The organism is Paenibacillus sp. T2-29 (genome assembly GCF_052921365.1).
Window position 1 is genome coordinate 754,582 of record NZ_JBREVE010000001.1, and the last position, 18,858, is coordinate 773,439.

The window sequence follows — 18,858 nt, forward strand, 5'->3', positions numbered from 1 at the left end:
CAAGCTATCAGTTATCTTGGCCTTTAATCGCGGCAGCACTTTTCTCATCTGCTACAGCAGATATCCCTCCCTTAGGAGTTCCCGCATTTGTTTCAGTATCCGCAGTAGTATCGGTTTTGGTTTTAGTATCGGCCTCCGTTTTCGTTGCATTACCTGTCTCGTTAATTGCAACTCCAGTGGTCGAATCCTGTGTTTCCTCCGGCTTCACTCCGGTCACTGTTTCTTTGGCCGGCTGAAGCGTAACACTGACGACCCGCTTGCCATTTACCATTTGTGCCTTTTGAGAGACAACATACCCTTCACCGCTTACCTGAACACCAACCTTCATAAGCGTCAGAACTTGAAGTGTGTCACGCAACGAGACACCTGTAAAATCGGGAATCGTCATGTTAGCACTATCCTCAGTCAGCAAATAAATGCGCTGTCCCGGTTTCATTTTGACGCCTGCTTCAGGATACTGACGAACAATTTTGGAGCCTTTACCTACCGTTTCGTAAGCAATCCCCTGTTTGAGCAATGCATTTTGCGCATCCTTCTTCACTTGGCCTGTTAATTGTGGTACCGTTGGCAAATTCACCGTTTTTACTGCAGCTTCACCTGATTTATTCGTTTTGGTTCCTGTTTTGGGAACCCCCATATATTGCAGCGATTGGGACACGATTTTTTTAAACACAGGTGCTGCTGCTGTACCGCCGCCTACCGATTTGTTAGGTTCATCCATAACAACCAAGACAGCTATTTTCGGATCATTTACTGGTGCAAAACCAATAAAAGACACGACATCCTTCGAATGATCGTAAACTTTTCCGACGACTTTCGTCGCCGTCCCTGTTTTACCAGCAACACGGTACCCGTCGATATAAGCAAGACGTCCCGTACCAATTTCTTGGTCAGACACGACCTGCTCCAGATAGCTGCTTGTCTGAGCTGCAGATTCCTGAGTAATCACTTGGCGGACTTCCTTCGGTTGAATCGTCTGCACTTCGCCTGTATCTGGGTTTATAATTTCCTTCACCAGATGAGGCTGCATCAACTTCCCACCGTTAGCAATTGCCGAGATCGCTGCCACCTGCTGAATTGGCGTTACCTGAACACGTCCGTGCCCATATGCAGCTGTCGCGACTTCGGATTTGTACTGGGTATGGAATGTAATAGCTCCGGTAGACTCACTTGGGAGATCGATGCCTGTTTTCACACCGAATCCAAAGCTATTGATATATTTCTTCAGCCTTTCGCCACCCAACTTATTCAGCCCCAGATGGACGAAACCCACGTTACTTGAACGCTTGACCCCTTGCAGATAGGTTAACGTTCCCCAGTTACGGCTTACGTCACGAATATCCCAGCCTCCGACGCGAATCATACCAGATTGGTAGGTCTCATTCGGATTAAATACCTTTTCTTGGACCGCAGCAGCCAAGGTTACTATCTTAAACGTGGAGCCCGGTTCGTAGATAGACTGAGTAGCATTATTACGGAAATTTTCCAAAGGCGTACTCCCATATGTATTGGGATTAAAATTCGGATAAGTCGCCATCCCGAGAACATCCATGGTTTTAGGATCGGCCGCTACCACAGTCATCGTTTTGGGATTATATTTTGCAATAGCTTCTTGCATGGCATCCTCTATATAATACTGAATCGTATCGTCAACCGTCAGCTTTAAATTTTTACCATTTTGTGCCGGCTCGTAGACACTTTCCGATCCCTGAAGAGGAACTCCCTTTCGATCCCGCTGATACAGAAGCTTTCCAGCCGTGCCAGAGAGCTCTTTATTGTAATAAGCTTCCAACCCCATACCTGCAGTACCATCTTTTCGTTGATAGCCAAGGATATGAGAAGCCAGCTTATTTTCCGGATAATAGCGTTTGGATTCCTGAACAGTGTCCACAGCTCCAACTACCTCATACTTATCCTTCAAATACTCTTTGAACGTATCGACCTGTGTTTTCACCTCAGGGTCTACCTTCCAGCCTCCATTACGAATCTCACGATTTTTTAAATAGTTACCTTCTTTATCCTTTGCAGATAGATGTCTTCTCAGCTCATCTTCAGGCGTTTTGAGTAGCTGATGCAGCTTGGCTACAACCTCATTCTCCAGATCATACTCCTGAATGATGCTAGGGTTGACAACCACCGTGTAAGCCGGTGCATCCGCAGCTAGTACATTCCCTTTACGATCCATGATGGTTCCACGCTTGGGTTGAATCACTTGGTCTTTTTCTACCTGTGTAACTACTAGATTATGCCAATATTCCCCACTTACGACTTGAATCCAAAATACTTTAAGTAGCAGAACAAGAAAAAAGAGGGTAATACATCCCCCTATCAGCAGTGTGCGAAGCTTTATTCTTTTGACCATAGCTCAAACCTCTCTGCAAAAAATGTATGTCAGAGCATAGCTTGATGCTATGCTCTTAACTATTTGGCAGCCTGCTTTTCCACACGAATGGGCTCTCTTGTTGGTTCGATATATCCCTGTTCCTTTGCCGTCGGAACAATCTGATTCTCCAAACGCTCCTTTTGAATCTTCAATTGGGCGATATTGGTCTGTAATTTGGAAATGTCCTTGCTGGCTGTATTAATCGCATAATTAATTTGATAAATGTGAGCATATCTGCCAATCAACGTCCCCGCAATGACAATGCATGCTACAAGTGTCAATAGATACAGCAGCTTTTCTCGAATCGGCAGCTCTCTGCGGCGTGTAACGACTTTGGTGGTCTCACGATACCGTTGTTGCTGAACCTGTTCCTGACGGGCTCTTTCTTTTACAGCCAAATTACCGCGTGTATAAGCCATGTCGCCTCTCCTTCTCCATTAAATTTACAATTTTTCGGCAACTCTCAGCTTGGCTGACCGGGATCGTGGATTAAGCTCCAATTCCTGTTCTGATGCCACAATCGGCTTACGATTCACCAGCTTTAGATCGCCTACCATTTTGTCATCCAGAATCGGCAAATCAGATGGATAGATGCTTTTCGCCAAATACTCCTTGAAAATATGCTTGCATATCCGATCCTCCAAGGAATGAAACGTAATAACCGAAATTCTGCCCCCTGGAGCCAGACATCTTACTGCCTGATGCAAAGTATCTTCCAGTGCACCCAGCTCATCATTCACAGCAATCCGCAAAGCCTGAAAACTGCGTTTAGCCGGATGTCCCCCGGTTCTGCGTGCCGCAGCCGGAATTCCTTCTTTGATAATATCGACAAGTTCCCCCGTTGTGTGAATAGGCTTGTTCATTCTACGTTCAACCATGATCTTTGCGATCCGCCTGGAGAACTTCTCTTCTCCATATTGAAACAGGATCCGCGCAATCTCCGCTTCCGGCCATTCATTAACAATTTCGTATGCCGTAAGCGAACTGCTCTGATCCATCCGCATATCAAGCGGCGCATCATGATTGTAACTGAATCCCCGCTCCCCCTCATCGAACTGGGGCGAGGATACACCCAGGTCGAACAAAATACCCTGGACCTGCGGGACGCCGTCTTTTTCGGGCAATCCCAGTTCGGCCAGCTTGTCCTGCAAGTGGCGGAAGTTGGATTTCACTAATGAAATCTTTCCTTCATAGGCTGACAGCTTCTCTCGTGCATTGTTCAATGCCCAGTCGTCCTGATCAAAGGCAATGAGCCTACCCTCAGGGCCAAGCTGTGACGCAATGACGGAACTGTGTCCTGCCCCTCCCAACGTGCAGTCCACATAAATCCCGTCCTGCCTGATGTTTAGTGCCTGTGTTGCTTCTTCCTTGAGTACGGTAATGTGGTGAAACAAACGGCTGACCTCCTAAATTACAATTCAAAGTTGAAATCAACCAATTTCTCAGCAATGTCGTTAAATGCTTCTTCTGATTGGTTGAAATATTGCTCCCAAGTGTGCTTGCTCCAAATCTCTACCCGGGTGGACACTCCCAATACGACGCACTCTTTTGTAAGCTTGGCGTATTCGCACAAATTCCCCGGTAAATTTACCCTGCCCTGTTTGTCCAATTCGCATTCAGTCGCCCCCGAGAAAAAAAAACGAGTAAACGCCCGCGCATCAGCCTTCATCAAAGGCAGTGCTTTAAGTTTTTTCTCCATAACAGCCCACTCATCCATGGGATACACGAAGAGGCATTGATCCAGCCCGCGGGTAACCACGAACGAGGCACCAAGAAGTTCACGAAACTTGGCCGGGACAGTAAGCCGTCCCTTATCATCAATGCTATGTTGGAACTCCCCCATAAACATTGGTTTCGTCACCCCTTACCCCATTCTCCCACTTTGGCCCACTTTCCACCACCTAAGCATAATAGATTCGCTTTAAAAAATCAAAGACCTCTTTTTCATGACGAAAAAGTGATAATTTCTAGATACATGGCACGATGTCTGTTATTGTAGCCCTGCGTCATAAGATGCCAAAAAGCCCCTTATCCCACGAAGCCGAATCCCCGACAATATGCATCAGGTTTCGAAACAACATGGAATAAAGGGCTTATTCTCTATCCATTGTGTCAACCTATACAAGCACTTGCATTAAAAATGCACCACTTCTACAGCGAACATCGTGACCGAAAATAGATTACGCGTTCCAGCTGTCCAGATAGACCTTTTGGTCTTCTGTTAATGTGTCAATCTTGATTCCCAGACTATCAAGCTTGAATCGAGCCACTTGCTCATCAATTTCATAAGGAACATTAATCACGGCTTTGCCCAGCTCGTTGTAACGATCATTCACATATTTCAAGCCGAGTGCCTGAAGCGCAAATGTGGTATCCATAATCTCTGCAGGATGACCGTCAGCGGCAGCCAGATTCACGAGACGCCCTTCTGCGAGCAAATACATTTTACGTCCATCTTTAAAGCGGTATTCCTCGATATTGCGACGTACCGTGCGAATGGATTCGGAGCGTTTGGCAAGCTCAGGCTTACTAACCTCCACATCAAAATGCCCTGCGTTACACAGCACAGCTCCATCCTTCATAACATCAAAGTGCTCCCCTGTAATTACAGCTTTATTTCCAGTTACTGTAATGAAGAAGTCACCCAGTTTGGCAGCTTCCACCATTGGCAATACATGAAAACCATCCATATGGGCTTCTACAGCCTTGATTGGATCAACTTCAGTTACAACAACGTTGGCTCCCAGCCCTTTTGCACGCATTGCAACTCCTTTGCCACACCATCCATAACCCACCACAACCACTGTACTTCCTGCCACAACCAGATTAGTCGTACGAATAATACCGTCGAAAGCTGACTGACCCGTACCATAGCGGTTGTCGAACAAATATTTACAGTAAGCATCATTTACAGCCACCATCGGAAAGTGAAGCTGCCCTTCTTTTTCCAAAGCCTTCAAACGAATAATCCCTGTAGTGGTCTCCTCTGCTCCTCCACGGATCGTAGAAATCAGATCAGGCCGTTCAGATTGCAACAGAGTAACCAGGTCGCCACCGTCATCTATAATGAGATCTGGCTTAGTTTCCAGTGCCTTGATTTGCAAATTCTTGAATTCCTCTGGATCTGGGTTGTATTTAGCCAATACCGTAACGCCATCTTCAACTAATGCGGCGCAAACATCATCTTGTGTTGACAAAGGGTTACTACCCGTAATGGTGACCTGTGCTCCACCTGCTTGTACCACTTTAGCCAGATAAGCCGTTTTGGCCTCCAGATGTAAACAAATCGTTACCTTCAGACCGGCAAAAGGCTGCTCTTGCTCGAATTGTTGACGTATGCGGTTCAATACCGGCATATGGGCTTCTACCCAATCAATTTTCAAATGCCCTTCAGGGGCCAATTTAAGATCGTGAATAATGCTATTTTGCAGAGAATGGGAAGTCATACGTTATTTCCTCCTATATATTAGTTAAATTCATTTATAATCATTATACATAAATCACACGATGCGTCCCCGACAAATCCAAAGGTACGTTCATAATCATATCCATCAGGTCGAGACCGTAACGGTTCAGAAAATGATAGATGGTATACGCACGCTCCTGCGGCTGTCCAAATGGGAAAAGCGACCATTCGATATGATCCCAATGGCGAAGTGCTGTTCCATTTTGCCGAAGCAGCGCTTCCTGCACCTTTGCCTCCAGATAGTCAATCTGCCCCAGAATTTTCTCGCAGTTGGTTTCTCCGAGCTGTAGCAAACCTTTCTCTATCATTCCTGTCTGCTGTATAAGCGGTTTATACATACGGATAAAAGCATCCTTAGCCTCGGAAAACTGATCCTGCATTCCAAGCTGATCTTGAGTGGCAATCCATTGCTTTTTTCGTTCCTCAAGCCCGTCTCTAACTTGACCAAAAGTTAGTTCGTACTTAAGCATATGCTTCTCCACGCCTGGCTCCATCAATGTAAAAGACATACGGGGCAGCAGTATTGGCATCTGCATCCCGAGCACTCCAAAAGCGTCCCGTGTAATTGCCCAGTAGGCAATTTCTCCTAGACCCAGCACAGATGCCAGTACCGGAAACAGTGAATCCTGCATGAGAGGACGGGTTAGTACATTGTTACTAAAACGTTCGGGGTGTCTATCTATCTCTTCAAGCAGTTCATCCGCTGTAAACGCCACTATACCGCGCCGATCTGTGAATAATCCAGCTTTTTTGAAAAGCAGCAGGCGTTCCTCTTCATGAATGTAAAAAAGGTTCGCACCACCTTCATGCACATCCGCTTGTAAATGATAACCATAGTCTACGATCCGCGTAGCGGTTGTCTTATACGCTGTCTCCAACTCATCATTGTGTTGAACCAACCGTCTAAAAACGGATGCCTCCAGCTTGCGCAGTAAAGGATCTGCAGAATCCATGAGCACCAATCCATAGGCACCAAACAAACGGCCCATCAGCCTGGCAAAGGCCTCACTTAGTCCATATGACTCTGTCAAACCTTGCCCAATCATGCGCATAATATCGGTCTTATGTTCTGAATCTGGCAAGCTTTGCTCTATATCCGCCATCACTTGCTTCCACTCAACCGTATCAACTTTAATGGCACTAACTGAAGAACGGTGTTCAGGCAGCTTATTCAGCTTGATTTTAACTGCTTGCGGGTCTTTCGCCATTACGTATGTATGATTGACCTCGTCCCAGTCATGATCTTCACCAGCAATCCAGAAAATCGGAATAACCGGACGTCCAAGCCGTTCCTCAGCTTCTCTAGCTGCTTTAATAATCGTAGCAGCTTTGTAAATGACCAGCATCGGACCTGTGAATAGTCCACTTTGCTGTCCGCCAACGACTACTAAAGCATCTGGACTTTCCAAACGGTCCAATGAAGCATGAACCGCCTCATGCGAGTTGTGTTGCTCATTGTATATACGAAGACATGCTACGACATCCTTACGGTTTAATCGCAGATGCTCCGTCTTATCCAGCCACTTCGCCCGTTGGGCATAAGCATCGGCGTGCAGAATATCATATTCATACAAATCGCTTGCGCGTCCTGTACCCTGTATGTAGTCTTCTGCCAAAGCCGACCCTCCGCGAAGCGTTTCCGGAACTATTTTCATGGGTCTGCCTCCTGTCTCCACCAAAACCTTACTGCTTGATTGTACCGAAAGCCCATGTCCACGTCAAAGCTTCCTATAAAAAAAACCGCCGAATAACTCGGCGGTTGGTATATAGAACAAGATCAAGCGTAAGGTTCAGCTACAAAATGTCCTTTAGACACTTCGATAAGCGTGGCATTTTCCAGGTTATAAGCCCCTGCCTTATTATCGGACGCGTTATGAATCGGTCCGCCTTGATCGTCAGGCATAATAATTCGTTTTTTGTTGGCTTCGACTTCCGGGTCAGGAAGTGGAATCGCCGACAAAAGCATTTTCGTATATGGATGAATCGGATTGGCATATAATTCAGAGCTTTCAGCAAGCTCCACCATTCTGCCTCTATACATTACAGCTACCCGATCACTAATGTGCTTGACCATCGACAGATCATGCGCAATGAACAGGTACGTCAGGCCCAGACGTTCTTGAAGCTCTTTTAACAGGTTGACAACTTGAGCCTGAATGGATACGTCAAGCGCTGAAATCGGCTCATCACAAATGATGAACTTAGGATTAACAGCCAATGCACGGGCAATACCGATCCGTTGACGTTGGCCACCAGAAAACTCATGCGGATAGCGTGTTGCATGGTCAGGGTTCAAACCAACCAGATCAAGTAACTCCTCAATCCGTTTTTTACGTTCTGCACGGCTACCTGCCATATTGTGAATATCCAGTGCCTCACCAATAATATCAGACACGGTAAAACGCGGGTTCAATGACGCATACGGATCTTGAAAGATCATCTGCATATCACGACGCATTGCTTTCATTTTACCCGGTGATAATTTGTAAATATCTGTGCCGTTAAAACGTACGCTACCTGCTGTAGGTTCATACAAGCGCAAAATAGTACGACCCGCTGTAGATTTACCACAACCGGATTCGCCAACCATACCCAGCGTTTCACCCTCACGAATATAGAAATTCAGGTTGTCCACCGCTTTGAGCACACGGTTTTTGCCAACATTAAAATACTTTTTAAGACCTTCAACCTCAATTAAATTGTTGCTACTCAGCATGATCTCACCTCCTATTTCTTCAACTTCGGATCAAGCGCATCACGCAAGCCGTCGCCAAAAAGGTTGAACGCAAGCATAATCAAACTGATCAAACCTGCTGGGAAAAGCATCCGCCACGGATAATACATCCACCCGGTCAGAGCTGATTCAATCATTGAACCCAGCGATGCCTCTGGATTCGGTACCCCTAAACCGAGGAAGCTCAGGAAAGCTTCGGAAAAAATAGCGGTCGGAACGCTCAACGTCAATGTAACGATGATCGGACCTACTGCATTAGGCAAGAGGTGACGGAAAAGCAAACGACCTGCTCCAGCACCCATTGAACGGGAAGCAAGTACGAATTCTCGGTTTTTAAGTTGCAGCATTTCACCACGTACAATCCACGACATGTTAATCCACCCCGTTACACAGAGCGCAATAATAATTGTAGTGATACTTGGCTCCAGTACAACCAGCAACAGGATCGTAACAAGCAAGTAAGGAATGGAGTACAAGATTTCAGAAAATTTATTCATGATTTCATCAACGCGGCCACCAAAGTAACCCATAATTCCACCATAAATAACACCAATCAGCAAATCAATCAAAGCTGCAGCCAGGCCTATCGTCAAGGAAATCCGTGCTCCCATCCATGTACGGACAAACATATCACGTCCAAGATCATCCGTACCGAACCAATGCTCCGCAGAAGGTGGCAGATTCGTGCTCAGTAAATCATTAGAGTAATAATTATAGGGTGACAATATCGGACCTATTAAAGAAAAAAGCACAATCAGAACTAAAACAATCAAGCTAGTCATTGCAACCTTGTTTTTACGAAGTCGTTCCCAGGCATCGCGCCAAGCAGATAAGCTTTCTCGCTGAATAACTTCAGACTGCTTTTCATCGACCCCTATTTTTTGGAAATCTTCCGGTTTCACCTGAAGTTTATCCAAATTCACAGCATTGTCTTTCACAGACATAAAGTTACCCCTCCTTCCCGCCGGACAGCTTAATCCGAGGATCAATAAACCCATACGCGACATCTGTAATAAAACGCGCTAACATAAGCAAAACACCGTAAAAAATCGTTATGCCCATAATCATGGTGTAATCACGGCTTGTGATACTTTCCACAAACACTTTACCAATACCGCCAATCCCGAAAATCCGTTCAATAACCACAGATCCGGTAATAATATTCGCTGTCATTGGACCTACGTAGGTAACAACTGGCAAAATAGCATTCCGCACAACGTGTTTGAACATGATCGTAATGGATTTCAAGCCTTTAGCTTTGGCCGTCTTGATATAATCTGCATGCAGTACTTCTATCATACTGGAACGCGTCAATCGTGCAATAAATGCAATTGGTTGAGCAGACAAAGCCGCAACAGGCAGAACGTAGTCCATTGGGCCCTCGAAGCCCATAACGTTAAACAATTCCAACTTTTGAGCAAAAAAGAACTGAATTAATGATGCCAGAACGAAGCTGGGAACGGCAATACCCAGAATTGCCAATATCATCGCCACGGTATCAATGAGTCTACGATGGTACAAAGCCGCCAGCATACCTAGTAAAATACCGACAATAATGGAAACAATAATTGCGACTAGACCTAACTTTAGTGATACCATGAAGGTCTGTCCAATAATGTCGCTCACATTTTGATTCAATTTTTTCATAGAAATACCAAAATCACCCGTAACAATATCACCTAAGTATTTAAAATATTGTACATATACAGGCTTATCCAACCCATACTGTTCCATTAATCGGGCTTGAATCTCAGGAGACGTCGCTCTTTCGCTCATGAAAGGGTTACCTGGAATTGCCTTCATCAGAAAGAACGTCGCAGAGATCAGAATGAGCAAAGAAATAAGCATAAATATAAATTTACTGATCAAATAACGCGCCATCGCCCGTTTACACCTCCCATATTTTTCGACACCATTCGATTCTATAGAAATAGAGTTGGGTTATCCAATCTACTTGTATGCATGGTTAGTTTAATCATATTAAGAAGAACCCTCACACACAAAAAAAACGGGATATATATGGCAGTACCCACATATATATCCCGAAGTAACTCCTCAACTTCAGAATCAAGTATTAGCTACTTACTGTGTTATATAAGCTCTTGTAAAATCAATTGCACCACTAAAATCCAAAGCAACGCCTTTTACATTTGGTTTCTTCAAAGAAGTATTAGAGTAGTAATAAATCGGCAGTAAAACCATATCATCCTGAACAAGAAGCTTCTCTGCTTTCGCAAATATTTCCATGCGTTTTCCTGGATCAGTTTCTGTTTTAGCCGCTTTAATCAAACCATCATATTCAGGATTAGAATATCCAGAATTATTGTTGCCATTACCAGTTGTCCAGATATCCAGGAAAGTCATCGGATCATTAAAGTCAGCAGACCATCCACCACGTGCAATTTGGAAATTCAACTTGTTACGTGTTTGGATAAATACGCCCCACTCCTGGTTTTGCGTTTTCACGTCGATTCCCAGGCTTTTCTTCCACATATCTGCAACTGCCAAAGCAATTTTTTGGTGTCCTTCAGTAGAATTGTAGAGTAGAGTGATTGGAGGGAGTGAAGTTACTCCTTCTTCCTTCATACCTTCTTGAAGCAATTTCTTCGCTTCAGCTACATCTTCTTTGAAATAATCATCTTTATGTTCATTACGGTATTCCTGAGATAAGCCTTTAATTCCCGGAGGTACAAAGCCGTAAGCAGGAATCTCTCCACCCATCGTTACTCTATCAACAATCGGCTGACGTTGAATCGACATTGCAAATGCTTTACGAATTTTAAGATTATTGAACGGTTTTTCGGTGACGTTAAACAAATAGTAATAGGTGCTTGCTATACCTTTAGCCTGGAATTCGTTAGGCATTTCATTTTTCACAGCCATCATTTGGTCTGCAGGAATTTCGCCATTAGGTTTACCTGCATAATCAAGTTGTCCACTTCTGTAAGAAGCGAGTTCTGTTGCACCGCTGTTTACGAGGGACATTGTAATTTTCTTCAGTTTAATTTCGTCCTTACCCCAATAATTCTCGCTTTTGGAAACCTCGATCTTTTGACCTGTCTCCCAAGTCGACAATGTGAAAGGCCCGTTAGTGATCATGCTTTCTTTTTTAGTCGCCCATTTATCATTTCCTTCAACAGACGGATGCACCGGATAATAGGTGTAGAAAGAAGTCAATCCCAGGAAGTAAGGTGTTGCATGTTCCAGTTCTACCTGCAATGTATGATCGTCAACTGCTTTGACACCTACATCTTTGAAGTCCGTAACTTTAGTACCTTTAAAAGATTTGGAGGTGCTTAGGTTGTAACCCTCAGCATTTTTGATATAGTACAATTGGTAAGCATATGGAGGTGCAGGAGCCGTGGAAGGATCCAATACCCGTTGCCAAGCAAATACGAAGTCACTTGCTTTGACTGGGTCGCCATTACTCCATTTTGCAGTATCGCGAAGCTTGAACGTATAGGTTTTGCCGTCATCGGAAATTTTCCAAGATTCAGCTACGCCAGGAATTTCTTTACCATCAGGGCCCATGCGAACAAGACCTTCATACATTGTTTTCAAAACAGTGTTTGCTTGAGTATCTTGAGCCTGTGCCGGATCGAACGTTGGCGGCTCGGATGCAAGGTTAATGCGCAAAATTTGCTTGTCGGCCGGGGCCGGCGTAGTCGAGGTGTTTTCTTGTGCGCCCTTACCATTGGTATCATTCTTGCCGCCGCAACCTGCGAGCAGTGCGCCAACTGCAAGAACGAGTGTCAAAAGGACTAAAAAGCTTTTCCTTTTCATCTAGCGTTTTCCCCCTAGTTCTAAAGTGGTATATGTTTATAGATTATACAACCAGCGGTCAAAAAAATCTACATTACATTTCTTCAAATTGAGCTTTTTTTTCAAAAAAACATGATTAATTCATATTTTTTCATCATTTCATGTCACATTTCATCACATAGAGTTGAATATATTTTTAAATATACCAACAACAGTCAACAAAGTATACGCCAATGTCATCGCCATAAAAGTTAATCTCCAGACCGCTCTACATAATCTTTTACCATCAACCTTTCCCTTTATTCGGTTTTGAGCTCCTCCAATTAAACCCAATGCCAGTAACAAGAGCAGTAGAATCAAATAAAAACCGAATCGGGATGTAAACAGGACATTAAAGAGTGCTGCGACGGAAAATATCAGAAAAAAAGTGGTAATATCCATAGAAGTAAGCAATGATTTCTTCTTTTCCATTTTAAGAATGTAGCGACAAACCGCAAACACGATCAAAAACGGAAAAAAGGGAAGAATACTGAAAGTGATAATAGTACCTTGTATAAGACTCAACTGATCACCCCTCTTTTAGCCGCATTCCTTCAATTAATTGCCACAATACCTCATGAGTTGGTGCACTAATCCCAGCTCGCTTTGCCATCTGCACCAGTTGCCCGTTAATGGAAGCAACTTCGGTCATGGACTGTGCAAGTACATCAGCTAGCATAGATGAGTGATTCTCTGCCGTTGCCCGGCAAACATCCATAATTTGATCCCACCATGAACTTTCCCAGCGGATACCATGAGCTTCATACACTTGAATGCCTTCATCATATAGTTTACGCATCATATGTATTCGAACAGGCTCCGATAGCAGCTCGCCATTTCGAACTCGCCATACGGCTGTCAGTGGATTGATCACAGCGTTAATCAACAACTTGCGATAAATCCCTTTCTCGATTTCTTTCGACAAGCAAACGTCAAATCCTGCTGCAAGCAGCCGATTTAGCACACATTGTTTGAATTGATTGTTGTGCTCCCCCTCTCCTTCCTCCGAAAATCCAATTTCAGTCACGCCCGATCCTGCATGCACAATGGATGCTGCCCCCTGTTTCTTGGCTCCTTCGGTTGTCACAGCAGGGTATACTACAGCTTTAGGCCACGCCTGCCTGATGCGTTCTATATGACCTATTCCATTCTGCAAACAAATAATCCCTGGATCTGTTTCCGTTTGAGCCACAGGCTGGATCTGTTCCAGTACTTCTCCTATCGCCCCCTGTTTGGTCAAAAACATAATCCATCGTGCCGGAGCCTGTGAATTTAACCGTTGCCAATCTGCCATTGGCGCTACCTTTAATTGGTCCCCCGTCACATGAACAACCACCTGCCCCTCATTATCAAGCACAGTAATCCCTTCACGAGCAATGATGTGTGCCTGTTCAAGTGTTCGTGTCCACAGCCTTACTGTAGCACCCGTGGCCGATAATCTCCCGGCAAACAGCAATCCCAGCGAACCCGCTCCAATAATATCAATCACTTTGTATCGTCTCGCTTCCATCTTTTTTTCTACTATATCATATGCACTCCAATGAAATAACAAAAAACGCCAACTACGGCCAAGCGATAGTTGACGTTTTATTTAGATAGCTATTGTAATCTTGCTACTCAATGCGCTCCAGATTCCCATTAGCATCCATTTTGAACCTGGATTTAAGCTCTTCCTCATCTTCAGTGATTAAAGCCAATCGCCGGGCACGGTCCATAATCTGAATCAGAGCTTTATAATCATCATTTACAACACGATAGTCGGTCTGCACATCATTCACTTCTTTGGACAGCCGGTCATTAATGGAGCGAAGCTGATTTAATTCTTCTTCCTTTTCCCGCAAATCTTTCTCCAGCATCTTAATCTGCCGATTCGTCTCCTGCATAGATCCCTTCCATTGACGCAAGAAGCGAATTACTGCATCAATAGATAACGTATCTTCACTCGTTCCATCTGTTCTGTATCCCCCTTCGACTGGATCGAGCGTGGCAAAGGCCGCCACCTGCGATACACCTACCGGGCTCTGCTTACGAATATAACTGCGCTTCTGGCGCTGTGCTTTGGCAATGCCAATCGCTTCATCATAACGTTTGCGCACGCAGCTATTCCAACGAAAACCGCATGCTGCAGAGGTTCTACCTATTTTTTGTCCAACCTCCTCAAACGCAGCGAGCTGTGTTCCACCTTCCCGGATATGCCGCAATGTCACCTCCGCCAATATCAAGTCATCTTCCGCACTCCATGCATCTTGTCTTATTGCAGTCATGCCTCTAGCCCTCCTAACAACATCCTGAAATAACCGTCTTCATGAACCGATCTTGCCGGTATTTGAATAGGGTATAAAAGCTGTTTATTCATTCCTATGCCTCTCGTAGAGTTCATAGAATCTATTTGATACTAAATTGTATTTCCATTTCTGCCAGAACTCATACGTGAAGTAAACAGTTTCGGGTTTCAAGCATGCTCTGACTGCTGTACAATAAAATGAATGGTTAAAGAATAAAAAAGGATCATATACATTACCATTAGTCTTTTTCTGGAATACATAAAAGGGGAAACTAAATGAATAAACGAATAAAAATCGCGATCTGTACCCTGCTGGCCCTCATTATGATGCTGACTACCATATATGTATGTCCTACTTTGGCCGCTCCCAGTCCTGAAGAAAATCAGATTTTACAAGATAGTCTGTCTATCGTGGAGATCGACCATGAAATCGAGCGAATTAGTCAGGAGCAGCAGGCTCTTTTACAGCGTCAGCAGGAACTGCGTAGTAGTCTAGCTGATCAACAGAAGCAAATGGACCTACAACGTGAGCGTGCAGGTTCTGTACTGCGATCTTACTATATGGGAGAAAGGGACAAGCTGCTGAGTGTAGTGCTAGGGGCTAAAAGTATAAAGCAACTTCTCTCTTTGTACGATTATTACTTATTGTTGATTAGTCACGATCAGGATGTGCTTCAGGAATACGAATCCAATTATCAATTTATGCGAAAAACAGAGCAGCAAGTTGCCCAAGCCACGACGGAACTGGAGACGGTTAAAACAAACCTACTGGCACAACGTAAACGGATTCTCCAACTCCAGTCGCGTGTAGATGACGGCGTTAACGCCAGTGATAGCCCTGAAACCCTACGCAAGCTAATTGGTGAAATGACAGCTTATTGGGAGAATGTAGGGGTATACGAGGTAAACAAACACTTTAAAGCATTAGCTCAAGCGATGCAGGATCTGCCCCAATTCATTCAACAACAGCAAGGAGCCATGGTTACAAATGGAAAAATCATTACGATAAGCATTCGTGAAGAGGAATTTAACCGTTTTTTAAAGTCTGAGAATGAATTGTTTAATCACTTCAACTTCTCCTTTGTGCAGGATCGGATTGTGGTAGAAGGTCAACAAGGAACGATGAAATTAAGGGTAGAAGGTCACTATACGGTAGAGAATGAACCGAAAAATGCAATTCTATTTCATGTAGATCGACTGATATTTAACGGGCTGGAACTGCCGGACACGACTCGCAACAAGCTGGAAGAAGATTTTGATCTCGGCTTCTACCCACAGCAGCTTATTTCATATGTCAAAGCCACAGAAGTACATGCTTTAAAAGGCATTCTTGAAGTTAAGCTCGAATTAAGCTTTAAGTAAAAACAAAAGACCTCGGGATGTTCCTGAGGTCTTAATTATTTGTAATAACGATCAAAAGTTATAACAGATCAGCTGCCAACTGCGCGAGTTTGGAGCGTTCTCCTTTTTCCAGCATAATATGCCCGCTAATCCCTTCTTGCTTAAAACGCTCCACCACATAGGTCAAGCCATTACTGGCTGCATCCAGGTAAGGGTGATCAATCTGCTCCGGATCTCCCATCAGAATGATTTTACTCCCCTCACCTACCCGAGACACAATTGTTTTGATCTCATGTCGGGATAAGTTTTGCGCCTCATCGACAATAATAAATTGCCCAGGTATCGAACGTCCGCGAATATAAGTGAGCGCCTCCACCTGAATACTGCCCAAGCCCATCAAAATTTTGTCGATATCGCCTGATTTTTTGGCATCAAACAGATACTCTAGATTGTCGTAGATTGGTTGCATCCAGGGGCGAAGCTTTTCATCTTTTTCTCCCGGTAAATAACCGATATCCTTGCCCATAGGAACAACAGGTCGAGCAATTAACAGTTTCTTAAATCGATGCTCATCCTCTACTTTAAGCAACCCCGCCGCTAGCGCCAGCAGCGTTTTGCCTGTACCTGCTTTTCCAGTAATGGTCACAAGTGGGATATCGTCATTAAGCAAAAGCTCCAATGCCATTCGCTGCTGAGCATTACGCGCGCTGATTCCCCACACCGATTCGTTACTTAAGTACAAAGGTTCTAATCGCTCTGCCTCCTGATTTACTTTCAACAGTGCTGATTTTCCAGTGCCCATTTCATCTTTCAAAATAACAAATTCATGTGGATACAGCGTATAAGGTAGCTTCAGTGGTTTGATTGGTAAAAAACGGTTAGAGTAAAATTCATCTATGATGGACGGATGCACCTGTATCGCCGAGTATCCGGGGTACAACTCACTTGGATCGCCTGTTCTATCGGATAGGTAGTCTTCAGTCAGCAGCCCCAATACATCTGCCTTGATTCTGACCAATACGTCTTTACTAACCAACACCACTGAACGCGGTTCAGACTGCTCCTGTTCTTCCAAGTGATAATTTAAGGCGACTGCCAAAATCCGGTTATCGTTCGAAACCTCCCCGAACATCTCCTGAACTTTCAAAAAACTCCGGTGGTTTAACTCAACCTTAAGCCTTCCCCCTTGGGGAAGTGGAACGCCACTGTGAAGATGCCCCACTTCTCTCAACCCGTCCAACAATCGCGATACATTACGGGCATTCCGTCCAATCTCATCCGCGTTGCGTTTTTTGGAGTCGATTTCTTCCAGAACAACAGCTGGAATAACAACTTCATGTTCTTTGAAGGTAAAAATGGCTTTCGGATCATGCAGCAGCACATTCGTATCCAGCACAAAAATTTTCTTCATTAAATCCCCTCCAAAGCGGCGTGGACAATCTCATGTTTCTTACCTATACCTATTCACCGGCTACCCAATACTTGCTGATTCCCTGAAAAAAGAACCCCAAAGCAGCATAATGCAACGAAAAGTGTAGCTGAAGATAGCCTCAGAGCCTGTACATTTTTAAAATTAGACACAAAAGGCCCAGTGATTGCTCACTGGACCTAGACTGGGTTCACTTTAAATTTAGACATACCTCAACCCCCTTATGCTATATAAGAGCTTTACTCGCTGCGAGTATAACATAAGCGGGGAAAAAGATACATACTCAGGAATTGGAAGAAGCTTCAGTGCTGTCGCTTGCTTTTTTGGCAAATTCCTCTTGTAGCGATTGTTTAGCCAAATCGAGCTGTTGCTCATCAATGTACACATAAGGACTACGCCATGTTCCTGCTACAGGATTGTATTTTACATTTTGCTTGGAAATATTCCAATAGGTTTGTACGATATTTTTCATTTGTTGTGACTCTATATCAGTCATCATATTTTTATCAACCGATTTAATAATTGCACTAAACTTGGTCAAAGCGTTAAAGGTTTGCATTTGGTCAATTAGGGAATGAAGCACCTGATTTTGTCGACGATTGCGATCAAAGTCGTCAGATTCAGCTGTTCTCGGACGACAATTCGACTTGCGGTAGCGAACAAAATCAAGAGCTTGGTCACCATTCAAATGCTTGGCCCCAGCTGTCAGGTTAATATCGGTGCCATCAGCACGGTCTCGGTAACACATATTTTTATCAACCGTCACATCTACGCCACCTAGATTATCTACAACATCTCTAAAGCCCTGGAAGTTAATAACCGTTACATAATCAATATTAATGTTTAAATATTTGCCGATCATCTTCTTCATTTGATCTTCAGCAACTTCGCCAGATTCTTTCTCTCTAGCCTTAAACACCGGATAATACTCATTCAGCTTGCGTGGCTTATACCCATCCATTTCTAGACGCGTATCACGAGGCAAGGACACAATGGTAGACGATTTAGTATTAGGGTTCAATGTAGCTACCATAATAACGTCTGACAAATAAGTCGGATGGTCAGGGCGATAGTCGGTTCCAAGCAATAAGATAGTCAAAGGCTTAGCCTCAGCCAATTGCGTTTTGGGCACTTCCTTGTTGATTCCAGTATCCAAAACTTCCTCTACCTGATTGTAAATATAGTAGGTATAACCACCTGCTGCCAAGATACCTATAATGAGTAGAAATAAGACAAACTTCATAAACGATCTGAAAAAGCTTTTTTTCTTTTTCGTTTTTTTCGGTTTGGCGGATTTTTTCCCGCTTTGTGTCCGGGGAGGCAATCCATTCGAAAGATTACTCATGCTTCAACACCTTTTCCTGCGTTTTGAGAAAATAGCTTTCTCCAAGTTTACAATCCTAAAACACATACAGCGGCG

The 18,858-nt window shown here is 44.1% G+C and carries 16 protein-coding genes; 1 reads left to right on the forward strand and 15 read right to left on the reverse strand.

Features of this window, described 5'->3' with window-relative positions; all coding sequences use genetic code 11:
• Nucleotides 1–7: 7 nt before the first annotated feature.
• From ACU1JV_RS03805 to ACU1JV_RS03865, 13 genes are all read right to left on the reverse strand, one after another.
• Nucleotides 8–2,362 (reverse strand): penicillin-binding transpeptidase domain-containing protein, encoded by a 2,355-nt coding sequence (locus ACU1JV_RS03805; protein WP_413986674.1) that lies wholly within the window; start codon nucleotides 2,360–2,362, stop codon nucleotides 8–10.
• Between the two features lie 59 nt (nucleotides 2,363–2,421).
• Complete coding sequence (locus ACU1JV_RS03810) at nucleotides 2,422–2,802, reverse strand: hypothetical protein (protein ID WP_013372097.1); 381 nt, start codon at nucleotides 2,800–2,802, stop codon at nucleotides 2,422–2,424.
• 24 nt (nucleotides 2,803–2,826) lie between these two features.
• Entirely contained in the window at nucleotides 2,827–3,777 is a 951-nt protein-coding gene (gene rsmH / locus ACU1JV_RS03815; RefSeq protein WP_013372098.1) for a 16S rRNA (cytosine(1402)-N(4))-methyltransferase RsmH, read from the reverse strand.
• A 17-nt stretch (nucleotides 3,778–3,794) separates the two neighbouring features.
• Nucleotides 3,795–4,232, reverse strand: coding sequence for a division/cell wall cluster transcriptional repressor MraZ (mraZ, locus tag ACU1JV_RS03820; protein ID WP_025677696.1), 438 nt, complete (start codon nucleotides 4,230–4,232; stop codon nucleotides 3,795–3,797).
• A gap of 331 nt (nucleotides 4,233–4,563) precedes the next feature.
• On the reverse strand, nucleotides 4,564–5,829 hold the full coding sequence (locus ACU1JV_RS03825; protein WP_016821550.1) for an adenosylhomocysteinase: 1,266 nt from the start codon (nucleotides 5,827–5,829) through the stop codon (nucleotides 4,564–4,566).
• 43 nt (nucleotides 5,830–5,872) lie between these two features.
• On the reverse strand, nucleotides 5,873–7,504 hold the full coding sequence (gene bshC, locus ACU1JV_RS03830; protein ID WP_058829877.1) for a bacillithiol biosynthesis cysteine-adding enzyme BshC: 1,632 nt from the start codon (nucleotides 7,502–7,504) through the stop codon (nucleotides 5,873–5,875).
• Between the two features lie 122 nt (nucleotides 7,505–7,626).
• Entirely contained in the window at nucleotides 7,627–8,565 is a 939-nt protein-coding gene (locus ACU1JV_RS03835) for an ABC transporter ATP-binding protein (protein ID WP_058829878.1), read from the reverse strand.
• Nucleotides 8,566–8,576: 11 nt separating this feature from the next.
• Nucleotides 8,577–9,527 carry an ABC transporter permease gene (locus ACU1JV_RS03840; protein WP_013372102.1) on the reverse strand — a complete coding sequence of 317 codons (951 nt, stop codon included), beginning with the start codon at nucleotides 9,525–9,527 and terminating at the stop codon, nucleotides 8,577–8,579.
• Nucleotides 9,528–9,531: 4 nt separating this feature from the next.
• Nucleotides 9,532–10,464: an ABC transporter permease gene (locus ACU1JV_RS03845; RefSeq protein WP_013372103.1), complete on the reverse strand. Its 933-nt coding sequence runs from the start codon at nucleotides 10,462–10,464 to the stop codon at nucleotides 9,532–9,534.
• 201 nt (nucleotides 10,465–10,665) lie between these two features.
• Nucleotides 10,666–12,366, reverse strand: a complete 1,701-nt coding sequence (locus ACU1JV_RS03850) for a peptide ABC transporter substrate-binding protein (RefSeq protein ID WP_413986675.1) — start codon at nucleotides 12,364–12,366, stop codon at nucleotides 10,666–10,668.
• Nucleotides 12,367–12,519: 153 nt separating this feature from the next.
• Nucleotides 12,520–12,909 carry a DUF3397 domain-containing protein gene (locus ACU1JV_RS03855; protein ID WP_013372105.1) on the reverse strand — a complete coding sequence of 130 codons (390 nt, stop codon included), beginning with the start codon at nucleotides 12,907–12,909 and terminating at the stop codon, nucleotides 12,520–12,522.
• A gap of 4 nt (nucleotides 12,910–12,913) precedes the next feature.
• The gene (locus ACU1JV_RS03860) at nucleotides 12,914–13,894 is read right to left on the reverse strand and encodes a ketopantoate reductase family protein (RefSeq protein ID WP_413986676.1); all 981 of its coding nucleotides are present in this window, start codon (nucleotides 13,892–13,894) and stop codon (nucleotides 12,914–12,916) included.
• 103 nt (nucleotides 13,895–13,997) lie between these two features.
• Nucleotides 13,998–14,648 carry an RsfA family transcriptional regulator gene (locus tag ACU1JV_RS03865; RefSeq protein WP_013372107.1) on the reverse strand — a complete coding sequence of 217 codons (651 nt, stop codon included), beginning with the start codon at nucleotides 14,646–14,648 and terminating at the stop codon, nucleotides 13,998–14,000.
• 296 nt (nucleotides 14,649–14,944) lie between these two features.
• Here ACU1JV_RS03865 and ACU1JV_RS03870 point away from each other — a divergent pair, with 296 nt between their 5' ends.
• Nucleotides 14,945–16,030 (forward strand): coiled-coil domain-containing protein, encoded by a 1,086-nt coding sequence (locus ACU1JV_RS03870; RefSeq protein ID WP_413986677.1) that lies wholly within the window; start codon nucleotides 14,945–14,947, stop codon nucleotides 16,028–16,030.
• A gap of 58 nt (nucleotides 16,031–16,088) precedes the next feature.
• Here ACU1JV_RS03870 and ACU1JV_RS03875 read toward each other — a convergent pair whose 3' ends face one another.
• Together ACU1JV_RS03875 and ACU1JV_RS03880 are read right to left on the reverse strand one after the other, a co-directional pair.
• The gene (locus ACU1JV_RS03875) at nucleotides 16,089–17,420 is read right to left on the reverse strand and encodes a PhoH family protein (RefSeq protein WP_013372109.1); all 1,332 of its coding nucleotides are present in this window, start codon (nucleotides 17,418–17,420) and stop codon (nucleotides 16,089–16,091) included.
• Between the two features lie 301 nt (nucleotides 17,421–17,721).
• The gene (locus ACU1JV_RS03880) at nucleotides 17,722–18,783 is read right to left on the reverse strand and encodes an LCP family protein (RefSeq protein ID WP_413986678.1); all 1,062 of its coding nucleotides are present in this window, start codon (nucleotides 18,781–18,783) and stop codon (nucleotides 17,722–17,724) included.
• Nucleotides 18,784–18,858: the final 75 nt, after the last annotated feature.